Origin of the sequence: Collinsella aerofaciens (assembly GCF_015556945.1) — a bacterium.
GTDB lineage: Bacteria > Actinomycetota > Coriobacteriia > Coriobacteriales > Coriobacteriaceae > Collinsella > Collinsella aerofaciens_AO.
This window is the reverse complement of sequence record NZ_JADNNH010000004.1, coordinates 19,104-44,008: the sequence shown is the minus strand read 5'-3', so window position 1 is coordinate 44,008 and position 24,905 is coordinate 19,104. Positions and strand designations below refer to the sequence as shown.

The 24,905-nt window shown below is 60.8% G+C and carries 24 protein-coding genes; 1 reads left to right on the top strand and 23 read right to left on the bottom strand.

The window, feature by feature from the left end; translation table 11 throughout:
• Window positions 1–108: 108 nt before the first annotated feature.
• From ppdK to rpsP, 9 genes are all read right to left on the bottom strand, one after another.
• Window positions 109–2,859, bottom strand: a complete 2,751-nt coding sequence (gene ppdK, locus I2F59_RS02130) for a pyruvate, phosphate dikinase (RefSeq protein WP_271755754.1) — start codon at window positions 2,857–2,859, stop codon at window positions 109–111.
• Between the two features lie 340 nt (window positions 2,860–3,199).
• Complete coding sequence (locus tag I2F59_RS02125; protein WP_195503113.1) at window positions 3,200–4,075, bottom strand: pyruvate, water dikinase regulatory protein; 876 nt, start codon at window positions 4,073–4,075, stop codon at window positions 3,200–3,202.
• 34 nt (window positions 4,076–4,109) lie between these two features.
• Window positions 4,110–6,206: a glycine--tRNA ligase subunit beta gene (gene glyS, locus I2F59_RS02120; protein WP_195503112.1), complete on the bottom strand. Its 2,097-nt coding sequence runs from the start codon at window positions 6,204–6,206 to the stop codon at window positions 4,110–4,112.
• A 3-nt stretch (window positions 6,207–6,209) separates the two neighbouring features.
• Window positions 6,210–7,121 (bottom strand): glycine--tRNA ligase subunit alpha, encoded by a 912-nt coding sequence (locus I2F59_RS02115; RefSeq protein ID WP_006236091.1) that lies wholly within the window; start codon window positions 7,119–7,121, stop codon window positions 6,210–6,212.
• 59 nt (window positions 7,122–7,180) lie between these two features.
• Window positions 7,181–7,696: a signal peptidase I gene (gene lepB / locus I2F59_RS02110; protein ID WP_229065281.1), complete on the bottom strand. Its 516-nt coding sequence runs from the start codon at window positions 7,694–7,696 to the stop codon at window positions 7,181–7,183.
• Between the two features lie 94 nt (window positions 7,697–7,790).
• Window positions 7,791–8,537 carry a tRNA (guanosine(37)-N1)-methyltransferase TrmD gene (gene trmD / locus I2F59_RS02105; protein WP_148346244.1) on the bottom strand — a complete coding sequence of 249 codons (747 nt, stop codon included), beginning with the start codon at window positions 8,535–8,537 and terminating at the stop codon, window positions 7,791–7,793.
• A 10-nt stretch (window positions 8,538–8,547) separates the two neighbouring features.
• A complete protein-coding gene (gene rimM, locus I2F59_RS02100; protein ID WP_195503111.1) occupies window positions 8,548–9,069 on the bottom strand; it encodes a ribosome maturation factor RimM in 522 nt (173 codons plus the stop codon).
• Window positions 9,070–9,073: 4 nt separating this feature from the next.
• Window positions 9,074–9,319, bottom strand: a complete 246-nt coding sequence (locus tag I2F59_RS02095) for a KH domain-containing protein (RefSeq protein ID WP_171021534.1) — start codon at window positions 9,317–9,319, stop codon at window positions 9,074–9,076.
• Between the two features lie 42 nt (window positions 9,320–9,361).
• Window positions 9,362–9,703, bottom strand: coding sequence for a 30S ribosomal protein S16 (rpsP, locus tag I2F59_RS02090; protein WP_022094749.1), 342 nt, complete (start codon window positions 9,701–9,703; stop codon window positions 9,362–9,364).
• A gap of 201 nt (window positions 9,704–9,904) precedes the next feature.
• Here rpsP and dinB point away from each other — a divergent pair, with 201 nt between their 5' ends.
• Entirely contained in the window at window positions 9,905–11,158 is a 1,254-nt protein-coding gene (gene dinB, locus I2F59_RS02085) for a DNA polymerase IV (protein WP_195503110.1), read from the top strand.
• A gap of 217 nt (window positions 11,159–11,375) precedes the next feature.
• On the opposite strand, the gene I2F59_RS02080 is transcribed toward dinB, so the two are convergent.
• The 14 genes from I2F59_RS02080 to mreC form a co-directional block, all read right to left on the bottom strand.
• Window positions 11,376–12,125 carry a transposase gene (locus tag I2F59_RS02080; protein WP_195503108.1) on the bottom strand — a complete coding sequence of 250 codons (750 nt, stop codon included), beginning with the start codon at window positions 12,123–12,125 and terminating at the stop codon, window positions 11,376–11,378.
• A gap of 225 nt (window positions 12,126–12,350) precedes the next feature.
• Window positions 12,351–12,806 (bottom strand): ribosome silencing factor, encoded by a 456-nt coding sequence (gene rsfS / locus I2F59_RS02075; protein ID WP_022094751.1) that lies wholly within the window; start codon window positions 12,804–12,806, stop codon window positions 12,351–12,353.
• A 27-nt stretch (window positions 12,807–12,833) separates the two neighbouring features.
• Window positions 12,834–13,367 carry a bis(5'-nucleosyl)-tetraphosphatase (symmetrical) YqeK gene (gene yqeK / locus I2F59_RS02070; protein WP_172677985.1) on the bottom strand — a complete coding sequence of 178 codons (534 nt, stop codon included), beginning with the start codon at window positions 13,365–13,367 and terminating at the stop codon, window positions 12,834–12,836.
• Between the two features lie 87 nt (window positions 13,368–13,454).
• Window positions 13,455–14,132, bottom strand: coding sequence for a nicotinate-nucleotide adenylyltransferase (nadD, locus tag I2F59_RS02065; RefSeq protein ID WP_022094753.1), 678 nt, complete (start codon window positions 14,130–14,132; stop codon window positions 13,455–13,457).
• 3 nt (window positions 14,133–14,135) lie between these two features.
• The gene (obgE, locus tag I2F59_RS02060; protein ID WP_195503107.1) at window positions 14,136–15,602 is read right to left on the bottom strand and encodes a GTPase ObgE; all 1,467 of its coding nucleotides are present in this window, start codon (window positions 15,600–15,602) and stop codon (window positions 14,136–14,138) included.
• An 85-nt stretch (window positions 15,603–15,687) separates the two neighbouring features.
• Window positions 15,688–15,945, bottom strand: a complete 258-nt coding sequence (gene rpmA, locus I2F59_RS02055; protein WP_006236075.1) for a 50S ribosomal protein L27 — start codon at window positions 15,943–15,945, stop codon at window positions 15,688–15,690.
• Between the two features lie 33 nt (window positions 15,946–15,978).
• Window positions 15,979–16,353: a 50S ribosomal protein L21 gene (gene rplU, locus I2F59_RS02050; protein ID WP_035138585.1), complete on the bottom strand. Its 375-nt coding sequence runs from the start codon at window positions 16,351–16,353 to the stop codon at window positions 15,979–15,981.
• Window positions 16,354–16,420: 67 nt separating this feature from the next.
• Window positions 16,421–17,233, bottom strand: a complete 813-nt coding sequence (locus tag I2F59_RS02045) for a TIGR03936 family radical SAM-associated protein (RefSeq protein ID WP_055285117.1) — start codon at window positions 17,231–17,233, stop codon at window positions 16,421–16,423.
• Window positions 17,230–19,107, bottom strand: a complete 1,878-nt coding sequence (locus I2F59_RS02040; protein ID WP_118094270.1) for a TIGR03960 family B12-binding radical SAM protein — start codon at window positions 19,105–19,107, stop codon at window positions 17,230–17,232. Before I2F59_RS02040 ends, I2F59_RS02045 begins: the two co-directional genes overlap by 4 nt.
• A 10-nt stretch (window positions 19,108–19,117) precedes the next feature.
• Window positions 19,118–20,047, bottom strand: a complete 930-nt coding sequence (locus I2F59_RS02035; protein WP_195503105.1) for a YcjF family protein — start codon at window positions 20,045–20,047, stop codon at window positions 19,118–19,120.
• 18 nt (window positions 20,048–20,065) lie between these two features.
• Window positions 20,066–21,292 carry an FtsW/RodA/SpoVE family cell cycle protein gene (locus I2F59_RS02030; RefSeq protein WP_022094759.1) on the bottom strand — a complete coding sequence of 409 codons (1,227 nt, stop codon included), beginning with the start codon at window positions 21,290–21,292 and terminating at the stop codon, window positions 20,066–20,068.
• Between the two features lie 9 nt (window positions 21,293–21,301).
• Window positions 21,302–23,371 (bottom strand): penicillin-binding protein 2, encoded by a 2,070-nt coding sequence (mrdA, locus tag I2F59_RS02025; protein ID WP_195503103.1) that lies wholly within the window; start codon window positions 23,369–23,371, stop codon window positions 21,302–21,304.
• Window positions 23,372–23,384: 13 nt separating this feature from the next.
• Window positions 23,385–23,951 (bottom strand): rod shape-determining protein MreD, encoded by a 567-nt coding sequence (locus I2F59_RS02020; protein ID WP_138112715.1) that lies wholly within the window; start codon window positions 23,949–23,951, stop codon window positions 23,385–23,387.
• An 11-nt stretch (window positions 23,952–23,962) separates the two neighbouring features.
• A complete protein-coding gene (gene mreC, locus I2F59_RS02015) occupies window positions 23,963–24,904 on the bottom strand; it encodes a rod shape-determining protein MreC (RefSeq protein ID WP_082421788.1) in 942 nt (313 codons plus the stop codon).
• Window position 24,905: the final 1 nt, after the last annotated feature.

Below are 24,905 nucleotides of genomic sequence, written 5' to 3'. Positions count from 1 at the left end.
AATTTTTTACGCAGACAAAAAGACAAAACCCGAACATGATAACCGCCCGTCTCACGAATGAGACGGGCGGCATGAAGGGGGCTACGCTAGGCGTCTAAACCCAAAACGTTAGGCGGAACGCTTAGCCTCGAGCTTGGCCTGAGCGGCAGCCAGGCGTGCGAGGGGCACGCGGTAGGGCGAACAGGACACATAGTCCACGTCGGCCACGTTAAACAGGCCCTTGATGGACTTGGGATCGCCGCCGTGCTCACCGCACACGCCAAAGTGCATGTCGGGGTTGGTGGCGCGGCCCTTCTCGACAGCCATGCGCACCAGCTCGAGTACTGCCGTATCGATGGTCTCGAAGGGGTTGTCCTTTAAGATCTTCTTGTGCATGTACAGCGGGATGAACTTGGCCTCGGCATCGTCGCGAGAGAAGCCGAAGGTCGTCTGGGTAAGGTCGTTGGTGCCAAAGCAAAAGAAGTCGGCGTGATGGGCGATCTCGTCAGCGACCATGCACGCGCGTGGCAGCTCGAGCATCGTGCCCACGGGAATGTTGAGCTCGACGCCCTCTTCGTCGGAAACCTCTGCGATCACGCGCTCGATAACCTCGCGGGTCTGGACATGCTCGGCCGTGATGGAAACGAGCGGAACCATGATCTCGGGGCGCGGGTCGACGCCTTCCTTGATAAGGCGGGCAGCAGCCGTGGCCACAGCGCGGACCTGCATGAGCGGCAGATCGCCAAAGACGACGGACAGGCGCACGCCGCGCAGGCCGAGCATCGGGTTGGACTCAACCATGCCGTCGATACGACGCAGGCGGGCGCGCAGGACGGCAAGCTCTTCCTCGCTGGCGCCAGCGGCTTCCTTCTTGGTGATGGCGACCTCGAGCTCGCGAGGATTATCCAGGAACTCATGAAGCGGCGGATCGAGCAGGCGGACGACCACATCGCGACCGGACATGGTCTTGAACATCGCCAGGAAGTCCTCGGTCTGAACCTTGAGCAGGTCGGCCAGGGCCTGCTGCTTCACGGCCTCATCGTCAGACAGGATAAAGCTCTGGATGATGTTCTTGCGGTCGCCCAGGAACATGTGCTCGGTGCGGCACAGGCCGATGGCCTCGGCGCCAAACTCGAGTGCGAGCGTGGCATCCTCGGGGTTGTCGGCGTTGACGCGCACATGGTTGGCGTGGCCGCCGGTCTCGTCCAGACGAATCTCGTCGGCCCAGGACAGGATAGTGCCCAGATCGCCGGTGAGCTCGGCCGAGACCAGATCAACGGCGCCGTCGACGACGATACCCTGGGTACCGTCGATGGAGATGACGTCGCCCTCGTGCAGCACGCGGTCACTGCCCTCGATGCGCACGACCTTCTCGGCGGCGTCGATATGGAAGCGCTCAACGCCGCAGACGCAGGGCGTACCCATGCCGCGGGCGATAACGGCGGCATGGCTCGTCTTGCCACCGTGGCTGGTCAGAATGCCCTCGGCGGCGACCATGCCCTTCAGGTCGTCGGGGTTGGTCTCCCAACGAACCAGAATGACCTTGTGGCCCTCGTTGGCGCGCGCGACGGCGTCGTCGCTCGAGAACACGACCTCGCCCACGGCGGCCCCGGGGCTGGCATTAAGACCGCTGGCGAGAGCCTCGTACTTCTTGGAGGCGTCGAACTGTGGGTGCAGGAGCTGGTCGAGCTGCGCGGGATCGATGCGGCTCACAGCCTCATCGCGGGTGATCAGACCCTCCTCGACCATCTCGATGGCGATGCGCAGGGCGGCGGTGGCAGTTCGCTTGCCCACGCGGGTCTGGAGCATCCAGAGCTTGCCCTGCTCGATGGTGAACTCAATGTCGCACATGTCGCGATAGTGATCCTCGAGCGTCAGGAAGACGCGCTCGAGCTCCTCGCCCGCGGACTCAAGGCCCGGGGTGGTCTTGAGGTCGGCGATGGGCTCGGTGTTGCGGATACCGGCGACGACGTTCTCGCCTTGGGCATTAACCAAAAAGTCACCGTAGAACTCCTTGGTGCCGTCGGCCGGATTGCGCGTGAAGGCAACGCCGGTCGCAGATGTCTCGCCCTTGTTGCCAAAGGCCATGGCCTGCACGTTGACGGCGGTGCCGAGTTCGTCGGAAATGCCATGCTGCTTGCGGTAGATGCAGGCGCGCTCATTCATCCAGCTGCCAAAGACGGCCTGGATGGCAAGGCGTAGCTGAAGCTCCGGGTCGTGCGGGAAGACGGGCTTGCCATCGGCGACCTCGAGCTCGGGATACAGGGCGGCATCGACGTTCTCGGAGAAGATGCCCTTAAAGGTCTCGACAAGTTCCTGCAGGTCCTCGGCCGAAAGCTCGGAATCGACGCGAACGCCGGCGACCAGACGGGCCTGGGTCAGGGCGTTCTCGAACAGGTCGGCGTCAACGCCCATGACGACGTTGGAAAACATCTGGATAAAGCGGCGGTAGCTATCCCAAGCAAAGCGCGGGTTTTGCGTCTGGGCAATGAGACCCTGAACGGAGTCGTCGTTGAGACCCAAGTTGAGGACCGTGTCCATCATGCCGGGCATGGAAAACGGAGCGCCCGAGCGAACCGACACGAGCAGCGGATCGGAGGCGTCACCGAGCTTCTTGCCGCAGCGGGCCTCGAGGTCCGCCTCGGCGGCAACGATCTCATCGAGCGCGCCTTCGGGCCAGACGTTGCCGGCACCGGAGTACTCGACACAGGTCTGGCAGGTAATGGTAAAACCACCGGGAACCGGCAGGCCGATGCGGCTCATCTCGGCAAGGTTTGCGCCCTTGCCGCCAAGCACGAAGTTCATGGACTTGTCGCCCTCGGTGACACAGGTGCCCTGGGCGTCGGTTCCAAAACGGTAAACCCTCTTGCAATCGCTCACGATACTTCCCCTTCCATGCGCTCTCGCGCACGACCGTGGTAACGAATCGACCCGCCGGATGCGGGCCGTGAGGGTACTATACGGCGGGCATTGAGCGGGCTTGCGCAGAGGACGCGGGGGTTGGTAAACGTGGTAAATATGGCGGTAAACGGTAGGTAAAGGTGGTTACCTTATGAAGATACCAATGCAGCAAACTTGCAGGTCAAATGCTAGTTTCTTGCTAAATCGCTTTACCATAAGTAGCTAATTTGGGACGGGCTTATTTAGCTGCCCCCGCAGGCAATCGACCAAAATGGTCGCGACTTCAGCCGGGGTAGCTAAAAACCCCGTCCCAAATTAGCTACTTTTGCTGGGCTCGACGGGCGGCGCGGCGGGCACGGACTTCTTGGATTTCCTCCAAGTGGCTAATGATCTCGGAGGCGCTTTCCTCGATGGCCTTGCCGTCGGTACGCACCACAAAGCAGCCTAGACGCTTCATGAGGGCGCGAGCTTCCTCGAGCTCGCTGTGCACGCTCTCGGGCTCGGCATAGGAGCCGGCAACGGCACGAGCGTAGTCATCGCCCAAGCGGCTATCGCGAATTTCGGAAATCACATCGACGGTCGAAATCAGGCCGAACAGGCGCATCGGGTCGACCTCGTAAATCGACTTGGGCGGCTCCATGCCATGCGCCAGTGGGACATTGGCGACCTTGTAGCCCTGATAGGCCAAATACATCGACAGCGGCGTCTTGGACGTGCGCGATACGCCCAGCAGCACGATATCGGCACCCGACAGATCGTCGCAGCCGCGCCCGTCATCGTGCTCAACGAAATACTCCATGGCCTCGATACGATGGAAATAACGGTCATCGGTCTTGTGAATCACGCCCGCAACGCCCTTGGGCGGCACACCGATGAGCGACGACAGCACGGCGAGCGTCGGGCCGATCAGGTCGACCGAACGGATATGCAGCATGCCCAGGTAATCGAGTGCACGGGCGCGAAGCGCCGGATCGACAATGGTGTGGAACACGGCAATATCGCGATGATCGGCATCGACGCGCGGACCCACAAACGACTTGACCTGCTCCACGGAAGTCACCTTGGGCAGACGTAAAACGCGAAAAGCCCCTTCATCAAATTGCCCGGACGCCGCAAGCACCACCTCACAAGCGGTATCGCCGAGCGAGTCGGAGATAACGATAACGGTGGGACGAACGGTGACCGGGCAATCCATGCGGGGCTCCTTTTGCGCTTATGCGCAGGCTAGCTTACTTTTTGCGAGCAAGCTCACCGATGTTTGCGATGCCGGAGAAAACGGCCTCGAAGCGGTTGAGCAGCTTAAGGCGATTATCGCGGAGCTGCTCGTCCTTGTCCATGACCATGACCTCATCGAAGAAACGGTCGATGGGCGCGCGCAGGGCGGCGAGGGCGGCAAATGCGGCCGGGTAGTCCTCGGCAGCAAGGGCAGCATCGACAGCAGTCTGAGCAGCCTCGGAAGCATCGGCAAGCGCGAGCTCGGCCTCGCCCATCAGGCTGCGGTCGTACTCCGCGCCCAGCTCGGACTTGGAGATATGCGCGGCACGGGCATAGGCCGTAGCCAGGTTGTCAAAGGTCTCGGCATCGTTCTTGCGGGCCTCGTCGAGGGCGGCGCAGCGGGCGAAGAAGACGGACGGGGCGATGATGTGCACCGCAGAGACGGCGGCAACGGTATCGGCCGGGATCTTTTCGTCGCGGGCCATGCTCACCAGGCGGCCATGGAAGAAGTCGCGAACCTGCTGGGCGACCTCGGCGGCGTCGAACTCAATGCCCTGCTCGCTATAGAGCTCGAGGGCGAAGTCGATGAGCGATGTGGGGTCGATCGGCAGACGGTCGCGCAGGATGTTGATGATGCCGATAGCGGCACGACGTAGCGCGTAGGGGTCGGAGGAGCCGGTCGGGGGCTCGCCAATGGCAAAGATACCGGCGATGGTATCGAGCTTGTCGGCGCAGGCCACGATGCAGCCAGCGGTGCCCTCGGGCAGCTCGTCACCGGCAAAGCGGGGACGATAATGATCGCGAATGGCGTGGGCGACCTCGTCGTTCTCCCCCATCGCGGTGGCGTAGTAACCGCCCATCACGCCCTGCTGGCTCGTGAACTCGACGACGGCGTTGGATACCAAGTCGGCCTTGCACAGGTGCGCGGCGCGAGCGGCATCGGCGGCCAGGTGGGCGCCCAGATGGGCCTCGCGAGCGATGGCAAGCGCGAGTTGCTCAATGCGCTCGGACTTGGCGAGCACGCTACCGAGCTTCTCCTGGAAGGCGACCTTGGCCAGACGCTCGCGGAACTCGTCGAGGGAGATCTTCAGGTCCTCCTCGTAGAAGAACTTGGCATCGTCCAGACGGGCGCGCACAACGCGCTCGTTGCCGTCGATCACGCGCTCGGCGTTCTCGGGCTTGCTATTGGAGACGACCACGAACTCACGCGTGAGCTTACCCTCGCCGTCATAGATCGGGAAGTAGCGCTGGTTGGTGAGCATGGACTCGCAGATGATCTCGTGCGGGACCTTGAGGAACTCCTCATCGAAGGTACCGACGAGCACCGTCGGCCACTCGCAGAGGTTGATGACCTCCTCAAAGACCTTCTTGGGCGTATCGACATGGCAGCCGGGACGGGCAGCCTCGACCTCGGCGATACCGGCAAGGATGGCCTCGCGACGGCGCTCGGCAGAAAGCACGCCGGCGTCCTCGAGCACCTGCTCGTAGACGGCGGGGCTGGCGACCACATGGTCACCGGGGCCAAGCACGCGATGACCACGCGTGGTGTTGCCACTCGTCACGTCGGCAAACGACACGGGCACAACGTCCTCGCCCAGAAGGCAGCAGATCCAGCGGACCGGACGCACGAACGTCGCGTGCTCGTGGCCCCAGCGCTGAGAGCGGTAGTTGGGCCACTGCAGGCCAGCGATAGTCTTCTCGCACAGGGCCGTCAGGATCGGGGTGGCCGGGGCGGAAGGGATGTTCTTCTCGGCAAAGACGTACTCACGGCCGTCGGTGTCCTCGCGACGGACCAGATCCTCGGCAGCCACACCGCACTTGCGGGCGAAGCCCTGGGCGGCCTTGGTGGCGTTACCGTCGGCATCGAAGGCGATGTTGACCGCGGGGCCGCGCTTGACCTCGTGAACCTCGTCGGTCGCGGTGGCGACGTCGGCAACGAGCGCAGCCAGGCGGCGCGGGCTCGAGATCACGCGGACCTCGCCGTGGGCCAGACCGGCCTCGTCGAGACCCTTGGCGATCATGGTGCCAAGCTGCTTGACGGCATTGTTCAGCGGTGCGGAGGGCATTTCTTCCGTACCGATCTCAAACAGGAAATCCTTAGCGTCTGCCATGGCTTACGCCACCTCGCCTTCCTGATCGGCATTCTCGTTGACTCCGGCGACCTCGGCCATGTAGGCCTCGCAGCACGCCTTGGCGACGGCGCGGACGCGCAGGATGTAGTTGGCACGCTCGACCGCGGACAGAGCGCCGCGAGCATCGAGCAGGTTGAAAGCGTGGCTGCACTTCATGACGCAGTCATATGCCGGCAGCGGCAGCTTGCGCTCCAGGCAGGAATGGCACTCGGCCTCGTAGTCGTCAAACTTCTGACGCATCATCTCGACGTTGGCGACCTCAAAGTTATAGGCACTGAACTCGCGCTCGTTCTCGAGGAACACGTCGCCATAGGTCATGGGCGTGCCGTCGGGCAGGTAGCTCCACACCAGGTCGTAGACCGAGTTAACGCCCTGGGCGTACATGGCGATACGCTCCAGGCCGTAGGTGATCTCGACGGGCACGGGGTCGACCTCGATGCCGCCCACCTGCTGGAAGTACGTAAACTGCGTGACCTCCATGCCATTGAGCCAGACCTCCCAGCCAAGGCCCCAGGCGCCGAGCGTCGGGCTCTCCCAGTCGTCCTCGACAAAGCGGACGTCATGGTCGTTGGGGTCCAGACCGATAGCGGCAAGAGACCCCAGGTAGAGCTCCTGGGCGTTAACCGGAGAAGGCTTGATGAGCACCTGGAACTGATAGTAGTGCTGCATGCGGTTGGGGTTCTCGCCGTAGCGGCCGTCGGCGGGACGGCGGCAGGGCTGCGCATAGCAGGTGCGCCACTCGGCGGGACCGAGCGAGCGCAGCGTGGTCGCGGTGTGGAAGGTACCGGCACCGACCTCGGAGTCATAGGGCTGCATAATGACGCAGCCCTGCTCGCCCCAGTACTGCTGGAGGCGCAGGATGATGTCTTGGAAGGAAAGCGATGAAGCGTTCATGCCTCTAATATCCCCTCGTCGAAACGATTACACGGTTAGGTACTGTACTATAGCGGTTTTTAGTCGATAGCGCCGATGCGGTTGAGCGGCCAGTAGCGCACAAGCGCCACAGCGATCAAATCAGAGCGATCGACGGGACCAAAGTAGCGTGAGTCGGCAGAGTTTTCGCGGTTGTCGCCCATCACCCACACGCACCCATCGGGAACGGTGTAGGGATAGCTTACCTGAGCACCGGGCGCTTGGACCGAAAGTGGCCAGCTCATGCCCGTCGTATAGTCCTCGTCGAGCGCTTGGCCGTCAACGACCACCTTGCCATCCTGCAGGTCGACCGTCTGGCCGGCCGTGGCAATAACACGCTTGACAAGAACATCATGCTCGGAGGTGCCATCGGGGTTGTGAAACACCACGATATCGCCTTGGCTGACAGGCTGACCGAGCTCGAGGCTCACCTTTTGTGCCAGGATCTGGTCGCCAATCTCGATCGTGGACTCCATGGAGCCGGTGGGCACCACAAAGGGCTCGACCACAAACGAGCGAATCAAGAAGGTGGCGGCGAGCGCGATTAGAATGACCAAAACCCATTCCAAGGCGCCACGCAAAGTGAAAACGGACCTCTCGCCAAAATCATGTTCAAGATGAACTCGTTGGCGGCCTTTATTGTCCTCCATGTTATTCACCTCTTCCAGAAAGCAAATCCTGCGCGTATGCACGCTCCTCGGGCGTAAGCCGTGCCGTCTCGATCAGATCGGGACGCCAGCGGCAGGTGCGCTCGATGGCGTTCTTGCGACGCCAGGCATCGACCTTGGCGTGATCGCCGCTCACAAGCACCGGCGGCACGCCCTCGCCGTTGAACTCGGCGGGGCGGGTGTACTGCGCGTACTCGAGCAGTCCTCCGTCCTCGGCGGTCGAGAACGACTCGTCGACGTTGCTCATCTCGTCGCCCAGGGCACCGGGAATCAGGCGTACGACGGCATCGGCAACGACCATAGCGGGAAGCTCGCCGCCCGTGAGCACATAGTCGCCGATCGACAGACGCTCATCGGCATACGCATACGCGCGCTCGTCGACGCCCTCGTAGCGGCTGCACACAAACAGCAGGCGCTCACTTTTGAGCAGGCGCTCGGCCACATGCTGCGTAAAGGGCTCGCCACAGGGGGTAAAGAACACCACAGTGGGCTTGGGACCCTCTGCGCTAATGGCCTCGATGGCCTCTGCGATAGGCTCGACCTTCATGAGCATGCCCTGCCCGCCGCCGTACGGCTCGTCATCGACGGTACGATGGCGGTCGTGCGTCCAGTCGCGCAGGTTATACGCCTTAAAATCAAAAAGGCCGGCCTTGCGGGCGCGGCCCAAAATCGACGTGGACATGACGGGCTCAAACATCTCGGGAAAGACCGAAAGGGTCTCAATCAGCATGTTGTCCTCCCTACTTGTCCATATCGATCAGGCCGTCCATCACGTGGACGGAAATTGTTCCTGCATCGGGAAGATCGAGCACGACCTGCTCGATCACGGGAATCAGTACCTCGCCGTACCGATCACCCTCGACAACCCAAACATCGTTAGCGGGCGTCGACATGATCTCGACGATCGTGCCGAGCGAGCCGAAGCGCTCGTCGACCACCTCGCGACCCATCAGGTCGGTATAGGCAGCGTCGAGCGAATCGAGCTCAAAATCGTCACGATTTGCCAGCACATAGCATCCCGTGATGCCCTCGGCGGCCGTCAAGTCGTCAATGCCCTCAAACGAGACCAGATCGCCATCGCCCGTATCGGTGAGGGACACGACCGTGCAAAAGCGGTCGCGCTTGAGCGCCGGCGGCGTCAGGGCGACGCGCATACCCGGCTCTAATACAGAAGGAAGCCCCCGCAGCGGCTGCGCGAGGACCTCCCCCTTCCTTCCGTGCGGCTTGACCACACGGGCGATGTTTTTGTACTGGGACCTCAAGGTCCTAGCCCAGAACCTCTACCTCGACAGCAGTGTCGAGGCGAGCGGCCAGTGCACGGGCGAGCGTGCGAATGGCCTTGATGGTACGGCCACGACGGCCGATGACCTTAGCGACGTCATCCTCGGCGACCGAAACCTCAATCGTAGAGGCGTCGTCACCATCGATGACCTCAAGGCTCACGGAATCCGGGTCGTCGACGATCTGAACAACGAGATATTCGACGAGATCGGCGATGCGATCTGAGAGCATTGCCTCACCCTCGAGCTGTGCAGCGTCAACCTCAGGCACGATTTACTCCTCGGCGCCCTCAGCGGCCTCAGCGGCAGCCTTAGCGGCCTCGGCCTCTTTGGCGAGCTGCTTCTTGGACTTCTTGACGACGGTCTCGGTCTTCTCGCCCTCGTTGGCGGCCTTGACCAGAGCGGCGACGGCGTCGGTGAGCTGAGCGCCCTTGGACTGCCAGTCGGCGATCTTCTCGAGGTCGAGGTTGATGGTCTTGGGGGCGGTCATCGGGTTGTAGCGGCCAACCTCCTCGATGATACGACCGTCACGCGGGGCGCGGGAATCGGCGACGACGACACGGTAGTACGGACGCTTCTTAGCGCCGTGACGAGCAAGGCGAATCTTGACTGCCAAAGGAAACTCCTCCAACCAAGCAGCTTTAGGCTGCAACTACAAACAAACAGTTGAACATAATACGCCATCGACGCGGGCAGGTGAAGTCCGTGAGACCAACTTCTTCGGTGTAGTCGAGGGCAAATCCATATCTTAGACAAGAATTCGGGATTTGCAAGCACATACACGCACCCCACATGAGCTGCGCGGTATACTCATGACATGGAAAGACGCGAACATACATACGGTTATGAGGATGCCATGGGCGTCACGCCGCCTCCCTGGACGGGTCCGGCGGTGGGACTCATGGACCTCGATGCGTTTTTTGCGAGCGTGGAGATGCTCGATCATCCCGAGTGGCGCGGCAAGCCACTCATCGTGGGTGGCGATGCCGATTCGCGTGGCGTCGTGTCCACGTGTTCGTATGAGGCACGTCGCTTTGGCGTGCACTCTGCCATGGCCTCGGCCGAGGCGCGGCGCCTGTGCCCGCAAGCCATTTGGACGCACGGGCACTTTGATCGCTACCGCGAGGTGAGCGCGCAGGTCATGACGATTCTCGCCGACGAGACCCCGCGCGTTGAGCGCGTATCCATCGACGAAGCCTTTATCGATATCACACCGGGTCGCTTTGCGCCCGAAGACCCGCTGCTGGTTGCGCGGCGTATAAGCGACCGCGTGGCAGGGCTGGGAGTGACCTGCTCCATTGGCGTGGGCTGCAACAAAACGGTCGCAAAGATCGCAAGCGAGCGGGATAAGCCGTTTGGACTGACCATCGTGCGCCCCGGAACCGAGCAGCGCTTTTTGGCCGCGTTGCCGGTATCTGCCATGAGCGGCATCGGGCGCTCGGCCGAGGAGCGACTGCGCCGCATGCGCATCTACACCCTCGGTGAGCTATCACGTGCACCAGAATCCACCTTGGCATCTATTTTTGGCGTCAACGGCGAGCGCATGCGCCAGCGTGCACTGGGACTCGAAATCTCCGAAGTCACGAGTCTCGATGAAGAGCGCGAGGTCAAGTCGGTCAGCAATGAACGCACCTTTGCGAAAGATTTGACTGAGCGTGGGGATATTGAGGCGGCGATTGCGCTGTTGGGAGAGTCAGTGGGACGCCGTCTGCGCCGTCAGGGGCTGACGGGTGCCACGGTAACGCTCAAGCTTAAGTATTCATATGGCAGCGGGCGTACGGCACAGCGCCGGCTGCCTCATCCGACCGACGATGAGAACATCTTCGTGGCGGTTGCACTCGAACTGCTCGACAACATCTGGCAGGAAGGCATGCATGTTCGCTTAGCGGGCATCGGCATGAGCGACTTCGACCACCAAGGCGGCATCCAGACCGACCTGTTCTGCGAAGTCGACGACCGCGGAGCCCAATCCAGCGACCGCCGCGACCTCTCCGTCGCCATCGACGCCGTCCGAGACAAATTCGGCGACACCGCCCTTTCCTTCGGCCGCCAATCCCGCTTCAATAACTAGTCTTTTTTGGACGGGGGTTGCTGCCTTCCGTCCGACACGGCATTGGTAGTCAATTTGGGACGGGGCTATTTTAGCTACCCCTATATATCGGTTGAGATTCATTCGGCCTAATTCATTCACCGTCAGCCAAAGGGTAGCTAAAAAAGCCCCGTCCCAAATTGACTACCCCGGATGTCCGGTTTGGCGGCCGCAGCAAAATTATCCCGCCTAAAATGAGCTACTTTTCAACTTTAACTTTTTGAATCGTGCAATGGCCGATACCCGTGAGGCGCACGATCTGCTTGATCGAAAAGCCCTCGCTTTTGAGCTTACGGATACAGTCATCACGCACGCCCTTGGGCAGAGCGTTGAGATAGTGAGGCTCGTATGGTTTGAGCAACGCCTGCGCAAACTCAAGCACGTCAGTATCACTCACATGAGCGCCATAACGGAAGCAATAGCCATTGGGCTCGCCCGAGGTGCTAAATGCAAAAAATCTCTGGGAATTCCCGAGCAACCCGAGCACGCAATCAGTCTTACAAATTCCCGGATAGCCCATATACTCGCTAAAGCTGCTCCAGCGATAGAGCGAAGCAGTGCCAATTCTGGCTTTCGCAGGGTTATCGTGAATGTAACGAACGCAGTTGAGCAGCTGATCATCATCGAGAATCGGCACACTCTTAAATCGATCCTGGAAAACAGGACCTCTCCTGCCTGTCTTAGAATTGAAATACATGGCATACGCCGTCGTAATCGAATGCATACAATCGCTCAGGTGAGCATGCCCGTCATCTAGCAACAAGTGAATGTGATTATCCATAAGGCACCATGCGATAACATCCACTTTGAACTTCTGGCATTTCGAAGCTATCAGTCGAATCAGATAGAGTCGATCGTCAGCATCCTCAAATATCAGCTGACCACCACAGCCCTTTTGGACGACATGGTAATAGCCGTAAACAGAGATTTCCCGCGCGGTCCGAGTCATACGCATCTCCTCCTCTACAGATAACAAATACGTTACCCGAGTCGGAAAGCTAAATATCACGCAATGAACCGCAACTCGCTTCTATCGGCGAACGGTAGGTAGTAGCTAAAAAAGCCCCGTCCCAAATTAGCTACTTTGGGCAAAAAGAAAGCCGGGCAGGCGCGGAAAACCGCAACTGCCCGGCGATATGCGTGAGGATAGCTAAACCCCGTCTCAAATGAGCTACTAGAGGAGGTTGAGGGGGAGCTGGGGGGCGTCTCCCCAGAGCTTTTCTAGGCGGTAGAAGTCGCGGGCTTCGGGAGTGAAGACGTGGACGACAACCGAACCGTAGTCCATGAGCATCCAGGTCTTCTGCTCGCGGCCCTCGATGGAGAACGGATGCTCGCCGCAAGCCTCGGCAACCTTCTCCTCGATCTCGTCGACGATAGAATCGACCTGGCGGTTGTTGGTACCGGTGGCAAGCACAAAGTAGTCGCATACGTCGGAAAGCTCGGTCAGGTCGAGCACCTGAACGTCCTCGCCCTTCTTGTCGTAGGCGGCCTGCGCGGCGGCGCGGGCGACATCCTCGGCGGCGACACCGCTCGCGGACAGCGAGGCGGCAGTGCGGTCGGACGTGGCGGCGAAGCTCTTGTGCTCCACACCTTCAAGAATCTGCTCGTCGGTCATGGTCTCGTCGGCCATGGAATACCTCTTTCTAGTCAGCCCGAGCTAGCGCAGCTGGGCGTAATGGTTGTAAATCGAAATAGCCGTGGGATAAAGATAGCGCCCGGACTGGATCACATAGACCAGACCCTGCGCAAAACAGGAGAAGAACAACTCGTCGAGTGAGGACTTCCCCACCATCTTGCGCAGCGCATGGGCATAATCGCCGTGGCGGTTGGGTTCGATGGCATCGGCCACAAAGACCACCATATCGAGCGGCGTCATGTCGCAGTCACCCACGGTGTGACGGTCGACAGCCTGGAAAACGGCCGGCGACAGTTCGGGAAAAAGCTGCGGAAGTTCATAGGCGGCAACAGGGCCATGCAAAAGCGGCGTCGCGGCGGAAGGAGAGCCGGCAATCTTAATGCCGTAATGCAGAGCGCGCGTGACCAGCTCGTCGTCGGAGAGCACTTTGTCCCAGTCATGGATCAGGCCGGCGGCAGCGGCATCAAAGCGGTCAACGCCGTAGACCTCGGCCAGATGAAGTGCGGTCTCGGCAACACCCAGCGAATGCACATAGCGCTTGCGCTTATCCTTCATGCGAACATCGAGCAGCTCTTGAATGCGCTTGAGCAGCGCGCGCTCATCGCCCTCAAACTGATCCTCTACCGACAACGTAGACCCCCATCACTCAAAATCTTCTTGGCCCAAATCGGCATATAGCCTGCGTTTGCGAATGTAGCCGAGCACGGACTCGCTCGTAAGATAGCGCACGCTCATACCGCGGGCAACACGCTTGCGAATGTTCGTCGAGCTGATCGCCAGCGCCGGAATCTGAATATAGCGCACGTCGAACGGCAGCCCCGACTCTTTGATTCGGGCACGCGCCGTATCGATATCAAAGCCCGGTCGCGTCGCCGCAATAAAGGTAGCAAGCTCAGCGATTCGTTCGGCATCATGCCAAGTCACAATATCGATAATCGCGTCGGCGCCCGTAATAAAGTAGAGCTTTACCTGCGACGGGTAAAAGTCGCGAAGGGCATGAAGCGTATCGGCCGTATAGGTTACACCCGGACGGTCGATCTCGAACCGGCTCGCCAAAAAGGCCGGGTTCGCGGCGGTGGCGAGGACCGTCATGGCATAACGGTCCTCGGCAGGCGTCACCGGCTTGTCAAGCTTAAAGGCAGGAGAGCCCGCCGGCATAAAGAGCACAGCGTCCAAGTCGAGCGACTCGCGCGCCTGCTCGGCAGTCACCAGGTGCCCGTAATGGATGGGATCAAAGGTGCCACCCATAATGCCGAGCCTAAACTCCTGCCCGTCCTCTAGAGGAAGCTCGGGCAGACCGATTCCACCGCGCAGCGACATGGCTTACTCGCCCTCCGAGGTCTCGGCATCGCCCGCGGCATCCGCCGCATCGACAACCTCGACTCCCTCATCCGCAGCATCGGCCACGTCAATGGCTTCAACGGCAACGTCCTCGCCAGCATCCTCGAGCTCCTCGTACTCCGAGAAGTCCTCGGCGCCCTCAAAGTCAAAGGCGCGCTGGCAAATGCGGACCTCGTCGCCCGCACGGCAACCGGCCTTCTCGAGCGCGTCGTCAACACCCATACGCGCAAACTTATGCTGCAGGTAAATGACGGCTTCCTCGTTTTCCCAGTCGGTCTGGATGACCATGCGCTCGATGGCACGACCGACCACGCGGAAGGCACCGGGCTCTTCCTGAACAATGCGGAAACGCTTCTCACGCTGCAGGCGACGGCGCTCCCACTCATCGTCGCGCAGAACGACCGGCTCATCCGAGACAGCCAACTCGGCGCGCAGCTTAGCCACCTGCTCGCCCACGGCAAGCATCAGCGTGTTGAGGCCGGCGCCCGTCACGGCAGACACGGCAAAGAACATATGTCCATCGTCGAGCGCTGCGCGCTTGAGGTCGGCAATCTTGTCGGCCGTGCCCGGCGCATCGCACTTGTTGGCAACGACGATCTGCGGACGCTCCGAAAGCTCGGCGCCATACTGCTCGAGCTCGCGGTTGATGATGTGGTAATCCTCGACCGGATCGCGATCCTCAAAACCACCCGTCATGTCGACGACGTGCATGATCAGGGCCGTACGCTCAATGTGGCGCAGGAACTGGTGACCCAGGCCCTTACCCTCGCTCGCGCCTTCGATAAGACCGGGGACGTCGGCAACGACGTAAGAATATTCACCGGCACGCACCATGCCGAGGTTCGGCACGAGCGTGGTAAACGGGTAGTCAGCAATCTTGGGACGGGCGGCACTCATGCGCGCGATGAGCGATGACTTACCCACGGAGGGAAAGCCCACGAGCGCGGCATCGGCCATAAGCTTCATCTCGAGCTCGATCCAGTGCTCCTCGGCCGGTTCGCCCAACTGGGCAAAGGCCGGAGCGCGACGCACCGACGTCACAAAGTGCGTGTTGCCCAGACCGCCGGCACCGCCGGGCGCCACGACGACGCGCTCGCCGTCGTGCACCAGGTCGGCAATCTCAAACATCGGGGTCTGCGTCTCGGGATCGAGCTCGCGCGCCACGGTACCCATAGGGACCTTGAGAATCAGGTCCTCGCCGCTCTTGCCGTTACGACGGGCACCCTGCCCGTGCGTGCCGCGCTCGGCGCGAAAGTGATGCTTAAAGCGGTAATCGATCAGCGAAGACAGCTGAGCATCGGCCTGGATGACGACATTGCCGCCACGACCGCCGTCGCCGCCATCGGGGCCGCCCTTGGGGACAAATGCCTCGCGCCTAAACGACATGCATCCGGCTCCGCCGTCGCCGCCGCACACGTTAATGCGGCTGATATCGGTGAACTGTGACAACAGAATCGCCTCCTACAAAAAAGAGGGAGACCCTTGAATCCTAAAACTCAAGTGCCTCCCACATATGTGCTCTATGAAGGGTGAATTACGCGTTCGCGAGCGGGCGTACGCTGACCCTGTGCTTGATACCCTTGTGGAACTCAACGGTACCGTCGACCAGCGCGAACAGCGTGTCGTCCTTACCACGGCCAACGTTCTCACCCGGGTGGATGTGCGTGCCGTGCTGACGGACGAGAATCGTGCCCGTGGTTACCGTCTGGCCGGCATAGCGCTTCGTGCCAAGGCGCTGACCGCGGGAGTCACGGCCATTACGGGAGGAACCGAGTCCTTTTTTGTGTGCCATTGTGTATACCTACTCTTTCGTTACGAGTGTAATCTACTCGGCGACGGGAGCCTCGGCAACAGCCTCAGCCTCTGCCTTGACAGCCTTCTTGGCGCGGGAGGTAGCCTGAACCTTCACGATCTTCAGCTTGGTGAGCTGCTGACGGTGACCCTTCAGACGACGATAGCGCTTGCGCTTGTGGAACTTGAAGACCAGCTGCTTCTCGCCCTTGAACTGCTCAACGATCTGAGCGGTAACCTTGGCCTTGGCCAGCTTGTCGGGATCGGTGACGATCTTCTTACCATCGTTGAGGAAGATAACCGGCAGGGTGACCTTGTCGCCCTCATTGCCCTCGATCTTCTCGACGGTGATGACATCGTCGGTGGCGACCTTGTACTGCTTGCCGCCCGTGTTAACGATTGCGTACATGTTTACTTGCCCTTCATGCATCAGTTAGTGCAACAGCCGAATATAGTAGCAGGCGAAAATACCCCCGTCAACGAGTATGTGGAGCAAATCCACAAGTTCGCACAGGTATGGGGCTGACGAGTCGGCCCTCGTCGTCCTCGCATGCTTGATTCTGACGCTCGACATCGTAGGAGCAGATGGTCACGAGGTCTTGCATACCGGTGGAAACAATAGGTGCATCCACGCCCGGGGTCAAGCCCTGCAACAAAACATCAGCAGCAGAAAGCAAAATTTCCGGACGCATGGAGCCCTCGTTGTCGGCATGGGTGTCGAGCATGAGCACCAAATGGTCCGGGCGCTCCCCCGCCGTGAGCTCATAGCCCACGAGCGTGTGATCCAAATCCAAGCGCTTGCTCTTTTTGCCGCGCGCGTAGTCGATGCCGTGGCCCGCGCGCAGCGTGTCGATCGCACGACGCACCTCGTCGGCGCTTACGGGCGCCTCGGGATCCAAGTGCAGGTCGATGCGATACGACAGGCGCGTGAGCTGCGCCGTCAACGCCGGCGTGCGCACGTCGATGTACGCCGCCTCGATGGGCGCCAGATCGGCCGGAGACGCCGCAGCCAGGCGCCCAAACGCCTCGTCGAGCGCCACGAACTCGGTCATAAACAGGTCATACCACTCGCAGGTCGACGACGTACCCACCGGCAGCGCCGAAGAGAAGCCCACGCGCATGTGCGGAGAGAAGCCCTGCGTGACGGCATAGGGAAGTCCCGCACGGCGCACGATGCGCTCAATGGTATGGATTACTTCGAGATGGCCCAGGTACTTAAGGCGATCGCGCTTGCCATAGCGAACACGAAGTCTAAAGAGCGAGGGGTTGTCGGTCAGGCGCTCACTCATGCGCGATCACCCATCAATACATTCTTGGCGTGGAGCGTGGGGCAGATCCCGCAGCCGGTGCACGACGTGCGGGTACAGTCGGGAGTCGTGACGCCCTCGAGCGAGCGACGGTACTCGCGCTCGAGGAAGCCGCGCGTGCAGCCGGGGCTCACGTGCTCCCACGGCAGGCGCCAGTCCAACTCGTAGGGCAGGTGCACGAGCTCATTGAGGTCGATGCCGTTTTTGGCAGCAGCTTCCTTCCAGTTATCGAGCGAGAAATGCTCTACCCAGGCGTCAAAGCGAGAGCCCGAGCGCCAAGCATCGATGATGACGGGCGTCATGTCACGACCGGCGCGGGAAAGCGCGGCCTCGATGAGCGAGGTCTCGGCATCGTGGTAATGCACGCGGACGGCACGGTTGCGAACGCTCGTGATAAGCAGCTTCTGGCGACGCTTGACGTCGTCGTAGTCGAGCTGCGGGCACCACTGGAACGGCGTGGCAGCCTTGGGGATAAAGACCGAAACCGAGATCGACACCGAAATCGAGCCGCGACGAGCCTTGGGCACCACGGAACGACCGAGCTCCAGCACGTGATCGGCCAGATTGGCGATGGCCACGATGTCCTCGTCGCGCTCGCCGGGAAGGCCCATCATAAAGTAGAGCTTCATGCGGTTCCAACCGGCCTCGAAGGCCGCCTTGGCCGCACGGTCCAGGTCCTCCTCGGTCACGTTCTTGTTAATGATGTCGCGCATGCGCTGGCTGCCGGCCTCGGGCGCGAACGTTAGTCCGCCCTTCTTTTCGCCGGCGACCGACTCGGCCATATCCACGCCAAACGAATCCAGGCGCTGCGACGGAATAGACACGCGAATACCCGTATCCTCCAGGCGACGGTTGAGCCTGCCGAGCACGTCGCGAATGCAGGAGTGGTCGGTCGTGGAGAGCGAGGTCAGCGACACCTCGTCATAGCCAGTCTTTTCCAGGCCCTGAATCACCGACGAGACGATCTGGTCGGCCGAGCGCTCGCGCACCGGGCGATACGTCATGCCGGCCTGGCAAAAACGACAGCCGCGGGCGCAGCCGCGCAGGATCTCGATAGACAAGCGGTCGTGAACCAGCTGCGCATAGGGCACGCACGACTGCGACAGCGGATTCGTGGCGCCGAAATCCTCGACGACGCGCTTGTAGACCACGGTCGGCGCATCCTTGCCCTCACGTGGCACGGTGTAGCCATGCGGCGAGCAGGGCTCGTCATGACGAACCTCATAGAGTGACGGCACGTAGTTGCCGGCAATGGATGCAAGCTGCTCAACAATCTGCGCGCGCGGGACTCCTTCGTCACGCAGGCGGCGATGCAGCTGGCAGGTCTCGAGCAGCGATTCCTCGCCCTCACCGATGAGGATGGCATCGAAGAAGGCCGCGTACGGCTCGGGGTTGTACACCGAGGGGCCGCCGGCGATGATGATGGGGTCGTCTTCACCTCGGTCGGCCGCTAACAGCGGAATGCCAGCGAGGTCGAGAGCCTCGAGGAAGTTCGTCACCGCCATCTCGTGCGGCACATGCAGGCCGACGATATCAAACGAAGCGACCGGCGCTGCACCCTCGAGCGACAGCAGCGGAATGCCCGCCTCGCGCATGGCGTCACCCATATCGGGCCACGGCACATAGCCGCGCTCGCAGGAGATGCCCTCGGCCTGGTTAAGGATGTTGTAGAGGATGGCGATGCCCTGGTTGGGCAGACCAACCTCGTACACATCCGGGTAGATCAGGCAGCAACGGTAGTCGGCATCGGCCTTGGAAAGCGTGCCCCACTCGTGATCGATATAGCGGCTCGGCTTCTCGACCTTGGCGAGCAACGGCTCAATTAAATGAAAACAATCTTGGTACGGAACGCGCAACGGAAAACCCCTAAGCAGCGAGATCTGATGCGTCCTGGTAGGACGCCATAGGACGGGTAGCGCCCGCGACCGTGGTCACAAGATCGCGAACGCGGGAAAACGTGGCAGTGACCACCTCATTGGCACGGCTGTAGTCGACATCGCGCTCGTAGAGCGAAACGAGCGCGCGGCCCATGCCATAGGTGCCCGCGGCAGCAGTGAGCGCCTTGACGGCAAACCCAATATGCGGCGTCTGCTTGACGAGCGCGCGGGTGACCGCGCGGATCACAAGACCGCCGGCAAGCACGCCCGCGACCTCGTAGCCACGCTCGGGTTTAATGCCGCGTCCAAAGACGGCAGCGAGCTCAAAGAGCATGCCCACCTGCGCCAGCGCCATAACAGGATAATCGGCGCCCGGCAAAAACACCAGTGCACCGGTCGCCATATTGGTGAGCGCGCACGAGGTGATGATACGGTTGGCCGCCGCGATGCGCATGAAGGCAAAGTTCGCCGCAAAAGCCGTTTCCTTGTCGGTGCGATCGAGAATCCAGCGGGCAAGCGTCTCGAGCAGATACGTCTTATCGATTGCCGCTACCACGCCGAGCATGGGCGTGGACTCCTCGATAAACGGCACCTCCACAGCAGACTCGGCAAGCACGCACACGGGCGCGCCGGCGATCACGAGCTCCTGCACGGCACTCTCCAAGCGGTCGGAACCACACGAGAGCACCAGCACCACATCGGTATCGGTCTTTGGAGCAATTCGCTCCTCCCCCAGACGCTCGACGCGCACAATGCCCGAGGTCGTCTGCGGCACAAAGGCGTCACGCACCGTCTCGGCCAGAAAGCGCGAGGCGGACGAATCCAGATAGACCGAGACGCGCACCAGCGTATCGGAATCCTTCTTAACGGACGCGCCCATCTTAAAAGCGCGGGTCAGCTTATCTACGGGAATTTTCATAGCAAACCCCTCCAGCGGTTACGCGGCGCCCGAACGATGCCGCCATATGGATTGTACGATACCCACCGTCAGCAGCTGAATCATCATCGAAGACGAACCGAAGCTAATAAACGGTAGCGGAATACCGGTAATCGGCATCATGCCGATGCACATGCCGATGTTTTCGAAAGTCTGGAACGCCCACATGCCAACGATGCCCACACACGAAAGACGCAAAAACAGCGACTCGCACTTAAAGGCGACGCGAATCGTCGAAAAGATCAGCAGCACGTAGAGGCACAGGAGCAAAAAGGAACCGCAAAAGCCAAAGGTCTCGGACAGGAAGGCGAAGACGAAGTCGGTGTGGAACTCAGGCAGAAAGCCGCCGGCCGACTGCGTCGCATGGCCCAAACCCTTACCAAAGAAGCCGCCCGAGCCAACGGCGATAAGCGACTGCTGCAGGTTGTAGGCATCGTCCGAATCGGCATTATCGGGGTCGATAAAGACCGTCAGACGGTTCATCTGATACTGCTTGATGAGCACATCGTGGCCGAGCAACGAATCAAAGACCGAATCAAGCGCCAGGACGAGGGCCACCAGGCCCACGAGCAGGGCCAGGGTCGACAGCACCCATTCGCGGCGTGCACCGCTCATGCAGATGACGATGGCGCCCGAAACCAGCACGACCAGGCCCGAGCCCAGGTCACCCATGGCAACGACGGCCAAAAACGGAATGGACAGCATGCCGCAGAGCTTGACGTAGTCGCGAACGGTATCGATGCGACCGTTATACTGCGAGCCAAGCGTAGCAATAAAGAAGATGGTGATGAGCTTGGCAAGCTCAACCGGCTGGAACGTCAAGCCGATACCGGGAATCTTGATCCAGCCCGTCATGCCCAGACCGCCCGTATAGGACAGACCCGGAATCTTGGGCGAGAAGATCACGATCAGGTCGATGACGAGCAACGCCGTCGAGAAATTGGAAATACCGCGCAGGTCGGTTCGCCAGACGAGCACCGCCAGCACCGCTCCGATGCCAATTCCCAGCAAATGGCGCGAGAACGAAGCATCGGCCTTAAACTGCGAAGCCGACCAGATAATGATGGCACCGTAGGCGACGAGCGCCACAGTAGCCACGAGCACACCGATATGCACCTTTTGGCGAAACGTGCCGCGCGAGGCCGAAAGTTGCTTGTTGACGCGGTCCAGGCTGCTGCGAGAGCCGGTCTTGGTTGAACGGAACAGATCCGCCGGAGAAAAATCCATCGCAACCTCCTATCGAACCGAAGAATCGCCCGAGGCCGAAGAGGTATCGGGTTCGTCATAAATCACGCCGAGCACGTCGCGCACGACATGCATCGCGGTATCTGAGCCACCGCCGCCCTGCTCCAGGACGGTAGCGATGACATACTTGGGATCATCGGCCGGTGCATAGGCGCAGAACCACGCGTATTCGTCCTCGCCACTTTTCTCGCCCGTGCCCGACTTGCCGTATACCTGCGGCGTCAGGGTGCCAAAGTGCGCCGCCAGGGACGTCGATGCCGTGTAAATCACGTCGTGCATGCCGTTGCGAACAAGAGCCAAATCCGAATCGCTGTTGATCTTGGCCTCCAGGCGCTTCTTCTTGCCCTTGCCATTGTACTTATAGGCATCGCCGTCGCCATCGCGCGACACGGCAGACAAAAATACGTGAGGCACGTACTGTTTGCCGCCGTTGGCAAGACCCATATAGGCGCACGCCATCTGCAGGGGCGTCACCAGGATGTCGCCCTGGCCGATAGCAATGTTGGTCATATCGCCGGCATTCCACTTGCGGTCCTCGGCAGAGGCGTCGGTGAAGTATGACTCTTTCCACTCGGCATCGGGAATACGACCCGCGCCCTCACTCGGCAGATCGATACCGCAGGTCTTGCCTAGGCCCCAGCGACGAAAGACCTCCTGCAGGCCCTCGGGATGTTGCTCGTCATAAAAGAACGCCTTACCCATGTCGTAGAAGACGGGGTCGCACGAGTTGGCGATACCCGACTGCAGCGTCATGGTGCCGTGGCCAGACGTCAGCCAGCAGCGCTTGCCCCAAGCCTTGCCCAGACCCGTCCAATAACCCGTGCAGTTGGTTGTCTGCGTTGAAGTGTAGGTTCCAAACTCAAGACCGGCCAGTGCCGAGAGCGGCTTGATGGTCGAGGCCGACATGTACTGTCCGCTAATGGCGCGGTTGAGCAGCGGGTGCGAACCCTTGTCATCATTGAGCTCGGTCCACACGTCATTTGAGACGCCGCCGATAAAGACGGACGGATCGAACTTGGGCTGGCTCGCCATGCCCAGGATCTCGCCATTGTTGGGATCGAGACACACCACAGCGCCGTTGCCGGCATTGCTGTAGCCAGTGGTCTTGGCAAGCTCGATAGCGCTCGCCAGCGCCGTCTCACAGGCCTGTTGGATCTTAAGGTCGAGCGTGAGCTTAATGTCGGAGCCGGCCTTCGCGGGCACGGCGCCGGCCTGACCGGTCACATTGCCCGAGGCATCGACCTTGACGGTCTGCTCGCCACGAATACCCTGCAGCAGGTTTTCGTAGTAGCTCTCAACGCCCGCCTGGCCCACGATATCGCCCGACTGGTACGTAATCTTGCCAGCAGAAGCATCATCATCGCCAGAGGTTTTCTTATTCTGGGCCTCGAGCTGCTCGGAGGTAATGGTGCCGGTATAGCCCAAGATATGGCATGCCGTCTCGCCGTATGGATACTGGCGCTCGGTACGCTCGGCAATCTTGACGCCCGGGAACTCGCCGGCGTGTTCCTTGATATAGGCAACCGTGGAGCGACGGACGTCCGTCGCGATGGTATGCAGGCTCTGAGCGCCCTCTGTATTGTCCTGAATATTGCGAAGGACCGCCACATAAGGCATTCCAAGCACGTTGGCAAGATGGCGAACCAGAACCTCATCCTCGGCAAGGTCGCGGTAGGCCACGACAGCAAGTGAGGGACGGTTCTGGACAAGCGCCACGCCATTGCGGTCGAGGATGCGGCCGCGCACAGCGGGTGTGGTAACGGTGCGAGTCTGATTACTATTGGCCTGCTTCTCGTAATAGTCCGACGAGACCATCTGCATGCCCCACAGCTTGACGGCAAGTGCCGCAAACATCGCGCCCACACCCGTGGTGAGGATGGAAAAGCGGCCCTTAAAGGCGGTCGCCGCGGTATTGCCCTCGCCCTCGGTGGCGCGCGGGGTCGTTCCATGCTGCGTATCGTAGGTAAAACGGGAATCGCCGCGACGCATGATGACCAGTGCGACCACGATGGCCACAACTAGCACGATACCGGCGATAATAACCGTCAACTGGGAAGACATCTACGGGCCTCCCCTATTTGAGCTTGCGGGTCTTGGGCTTAAAGCGCATACCCGTCTGGCGTCCGCCACGTGCGGAGAATCCATAGCCGGACTGTGGCACGACGCCGGACATCAAAAACGGAATGGCAACCAGACCCGTCAGGATCGAGGACGGCAGCGCATGGCCGAAGATCGCCACGACAAAGCTCGTCTCCAAACCCATAAACAGCAAGATGATGCTGTAGATCACATTAATGACGAGCGCGAAGGCGCCCACAGTGACGCCGCGCGCACTTGGGGTACCGCCCGTCTGACCGACGGCGCTGTGCACCAGGGCAAAAGAACCCACGGTCAGCAGGAGCGACATAATGCCCACCGGCACGGCAGCGGACAGGTCATAAAACAAGCCGCTGCAAAAACCGCACACGACGGCACGGGTCGGGTCGCCCGAGAACACACTCAGGCACACCAAGATAATCATGAAGTTGACGCGACCACCCGCAATGGAGATCTGCGGTGCCAGGCCTGCCTGCAGCAGCACGCACACGATGGCGGCGATCACAAACGTGCGGGAGCTCATCCCCTGCTCGTGTAGATCCATGGACATGCCCCCTATTCGCTCGAGCCAGAATCGGTCGTCTCGGACGTGTCGGAACTGTCATCCGAGCTCTCGTCCTTCGTCTTGGTTGCAGCATCGCGCGACGTTCCCTGCGGCGTGCTGTTGGCCGTGCTCACGTCCTCATCCGAGGCCGACTGTTCATCGGTCAGCGAGGTAATGACCAGCACTTCCTCGTTGTTCTCGGCCGTGGTCTGAGCGCGCACCACAATGGTGTAGTACACGTCGTTTGCCGATTTCTCAACCGACGAGACGGTGCCGAGCGGTAGACCCTTGGGGAACACGCCACCGATGCCCGAGGTCACGATGATGTCGCCAACCTTAACATCGGAGTCGACGCTCACGTACTCAAGACGCAGCGTGCCGTCAGCCTGACCCTGCAGCATACCCTGGGCGCGCGTGTCCTGCACCATGGCGGACACGCCCGAGTTCTCGTCGCCAATCAGGCGCACGGTAGAGGTCTTGGCCGATACCTCGATAATCTGGCCGATAACACCGGCAGAACTCGTCACGGGCATGTTGATGGTAAGGCCGTCGGCAGAGCCCTTGTCGATGGTAACGGTCGAGGTCCAGGCATCGCCAGAGGCACCAACGATACGAGCAGCGGTCGATTTGAGGTTATAGGTCGACTGCAGGCCGACCAGCCCCTCCAGACGCTCGGCGGTCTTTTGAGCCTCGGAGAGCTCAGCAACCTTAGAGGTCAGTTCCTCGTTTTGCTTCTTGAGCTCGTCGAGCGTGTCCTGCGACGCCGTAAGGTTAGAGAACACGTTGCCGATCGCATTGAAGGGAGCCGCCACGGCCGAGCCCACAAAGCGCACCGGCGAGGTAATCGTCGTTACGCCCGAACGCACGGCATGAATCGGCCCTGCCTCGCCCTCGCGGATGTAAAACGTGAGCAGCAACACCGAAATCAGGCTGAAAACAATCAACGGGCGCATA

Coding starts and splice junctions, on each gene's coding strand:
- glyS (WP_195503112.1), bottom strand. CDS start 6,206: ATGGCAGACGCTAAGGATTTCCTGTTTGAGATCGGTACGGAAGAAATG.
- mreC (WP_082421788.1), bottom strand. CDS start 24,904: ATGCGCCCGTTGATTGTTTTCAGCCTGATTTCGGTGTTGCTGCTCACG.
- dinB (WP_195503110.1), top strand. CDS start 9,905: ATGGAAAGACGCGAACATACATACGGTTATGAGGATGCCATGGGCGTC.
- I2F59_RS02020 (WP_138112715.1), bottom strand. CDS start 23,951: ATGGATCTACACGAGCAGGGGATGAGCTCCCGCACGTTTGTGATCGCC.
- I2F59_RS02035 (WP_195503105.1), bottom strand. CDS start 20,047: ATGAAAATTCCCGTAGATAAGCTGACCCGCGCTTTTAAGATGGGCGCG.
- I2F59_RS02095 (WP_171021534.1), bottom strand. CDS start 9,319: ATGCTCTCAGATCGCATCGCCGATCTCGTCGAATATCTCGTTGTTCAG.
- nadD (WP_022094753.1), bottom strand. CDS start 14,132: ATGTCGCTGCGCGGTGGAATCGGTCTGCCCGAGCTTCCTCTAGAGGAC.
- rsfS (WP_022094751.1), bottom strand. CDS start 12,806: ATGGCCGACGAGACCATGACCGACGAGCAGATTCTTGAAGGTGTGGAG.
- yqeK (WP_172677985.1), bottom strand. CDS start 13,367: ATGAAGGATAAGCGCAAGCGCTATGTGCATTCGCTGGGTGTTGCCGAG.
- I2F59_RS02080 (WP_195503108.1), bottom strand. CDS start 12,125: ATGACTCGGACCGCGCGGGAAATCTCTGTTTACGGCTATTACCATGTC.
- mrdA (WP_195503103.1), bottom strand. CDS start 23,371: ATGTCTTCCCAGTTGACGGTTATTATCGCCGGTATCGTGCTAGTTGTG.
- I2F59_RS02045 (WP_055285117.1), bottom strand. CDS start 17,233: ATGAGTGAGCGCCTGACCGACAACCCCTCGCTCTTTAGACTTCGTGTT.
- rplU (WP_035138585.1), bottom strand. CDS start 16,353: ATGTACGCAATCGTTAACACGGGCGGCAAGCAGTACAAGGTCGCCACC.
- rpmA (WP_006236075.1), bottom strand. CDS start 15,945: ATGGCACACAAAAAAGGACTCGGTTCCTCCCGTAATGGCCGTGACTCC.
- I2F59_RS02125 (WP_195503113.1), bottom strand. CDS start 4,075: ATGGATTGCCCGGTCACCGTTCGTCCCACCGTTATCGTTATCTCCGAC.
- I2F59_RS02030 (WP_022094759.1), bottom strand. CDS start 21,292: ATGGATTTTTCTCCGGCGGATCTGTTCCGTTCAACCAAGACCGGCTCT.
- trmD (WP_148346244.1), bottom strand. CDS start 8,537: ATGCTGATTGAGACCCTTTCGGTCTTTCCCGAGATGTTTGAGCCCGTC.
- I2F59_RS02115 (WP_006236091.1), bottom strand. CDS start 7,121: ATGAACGCTTCATCGCTTTCCTTCCAAGACATCATCCTGCGCCTCCAG.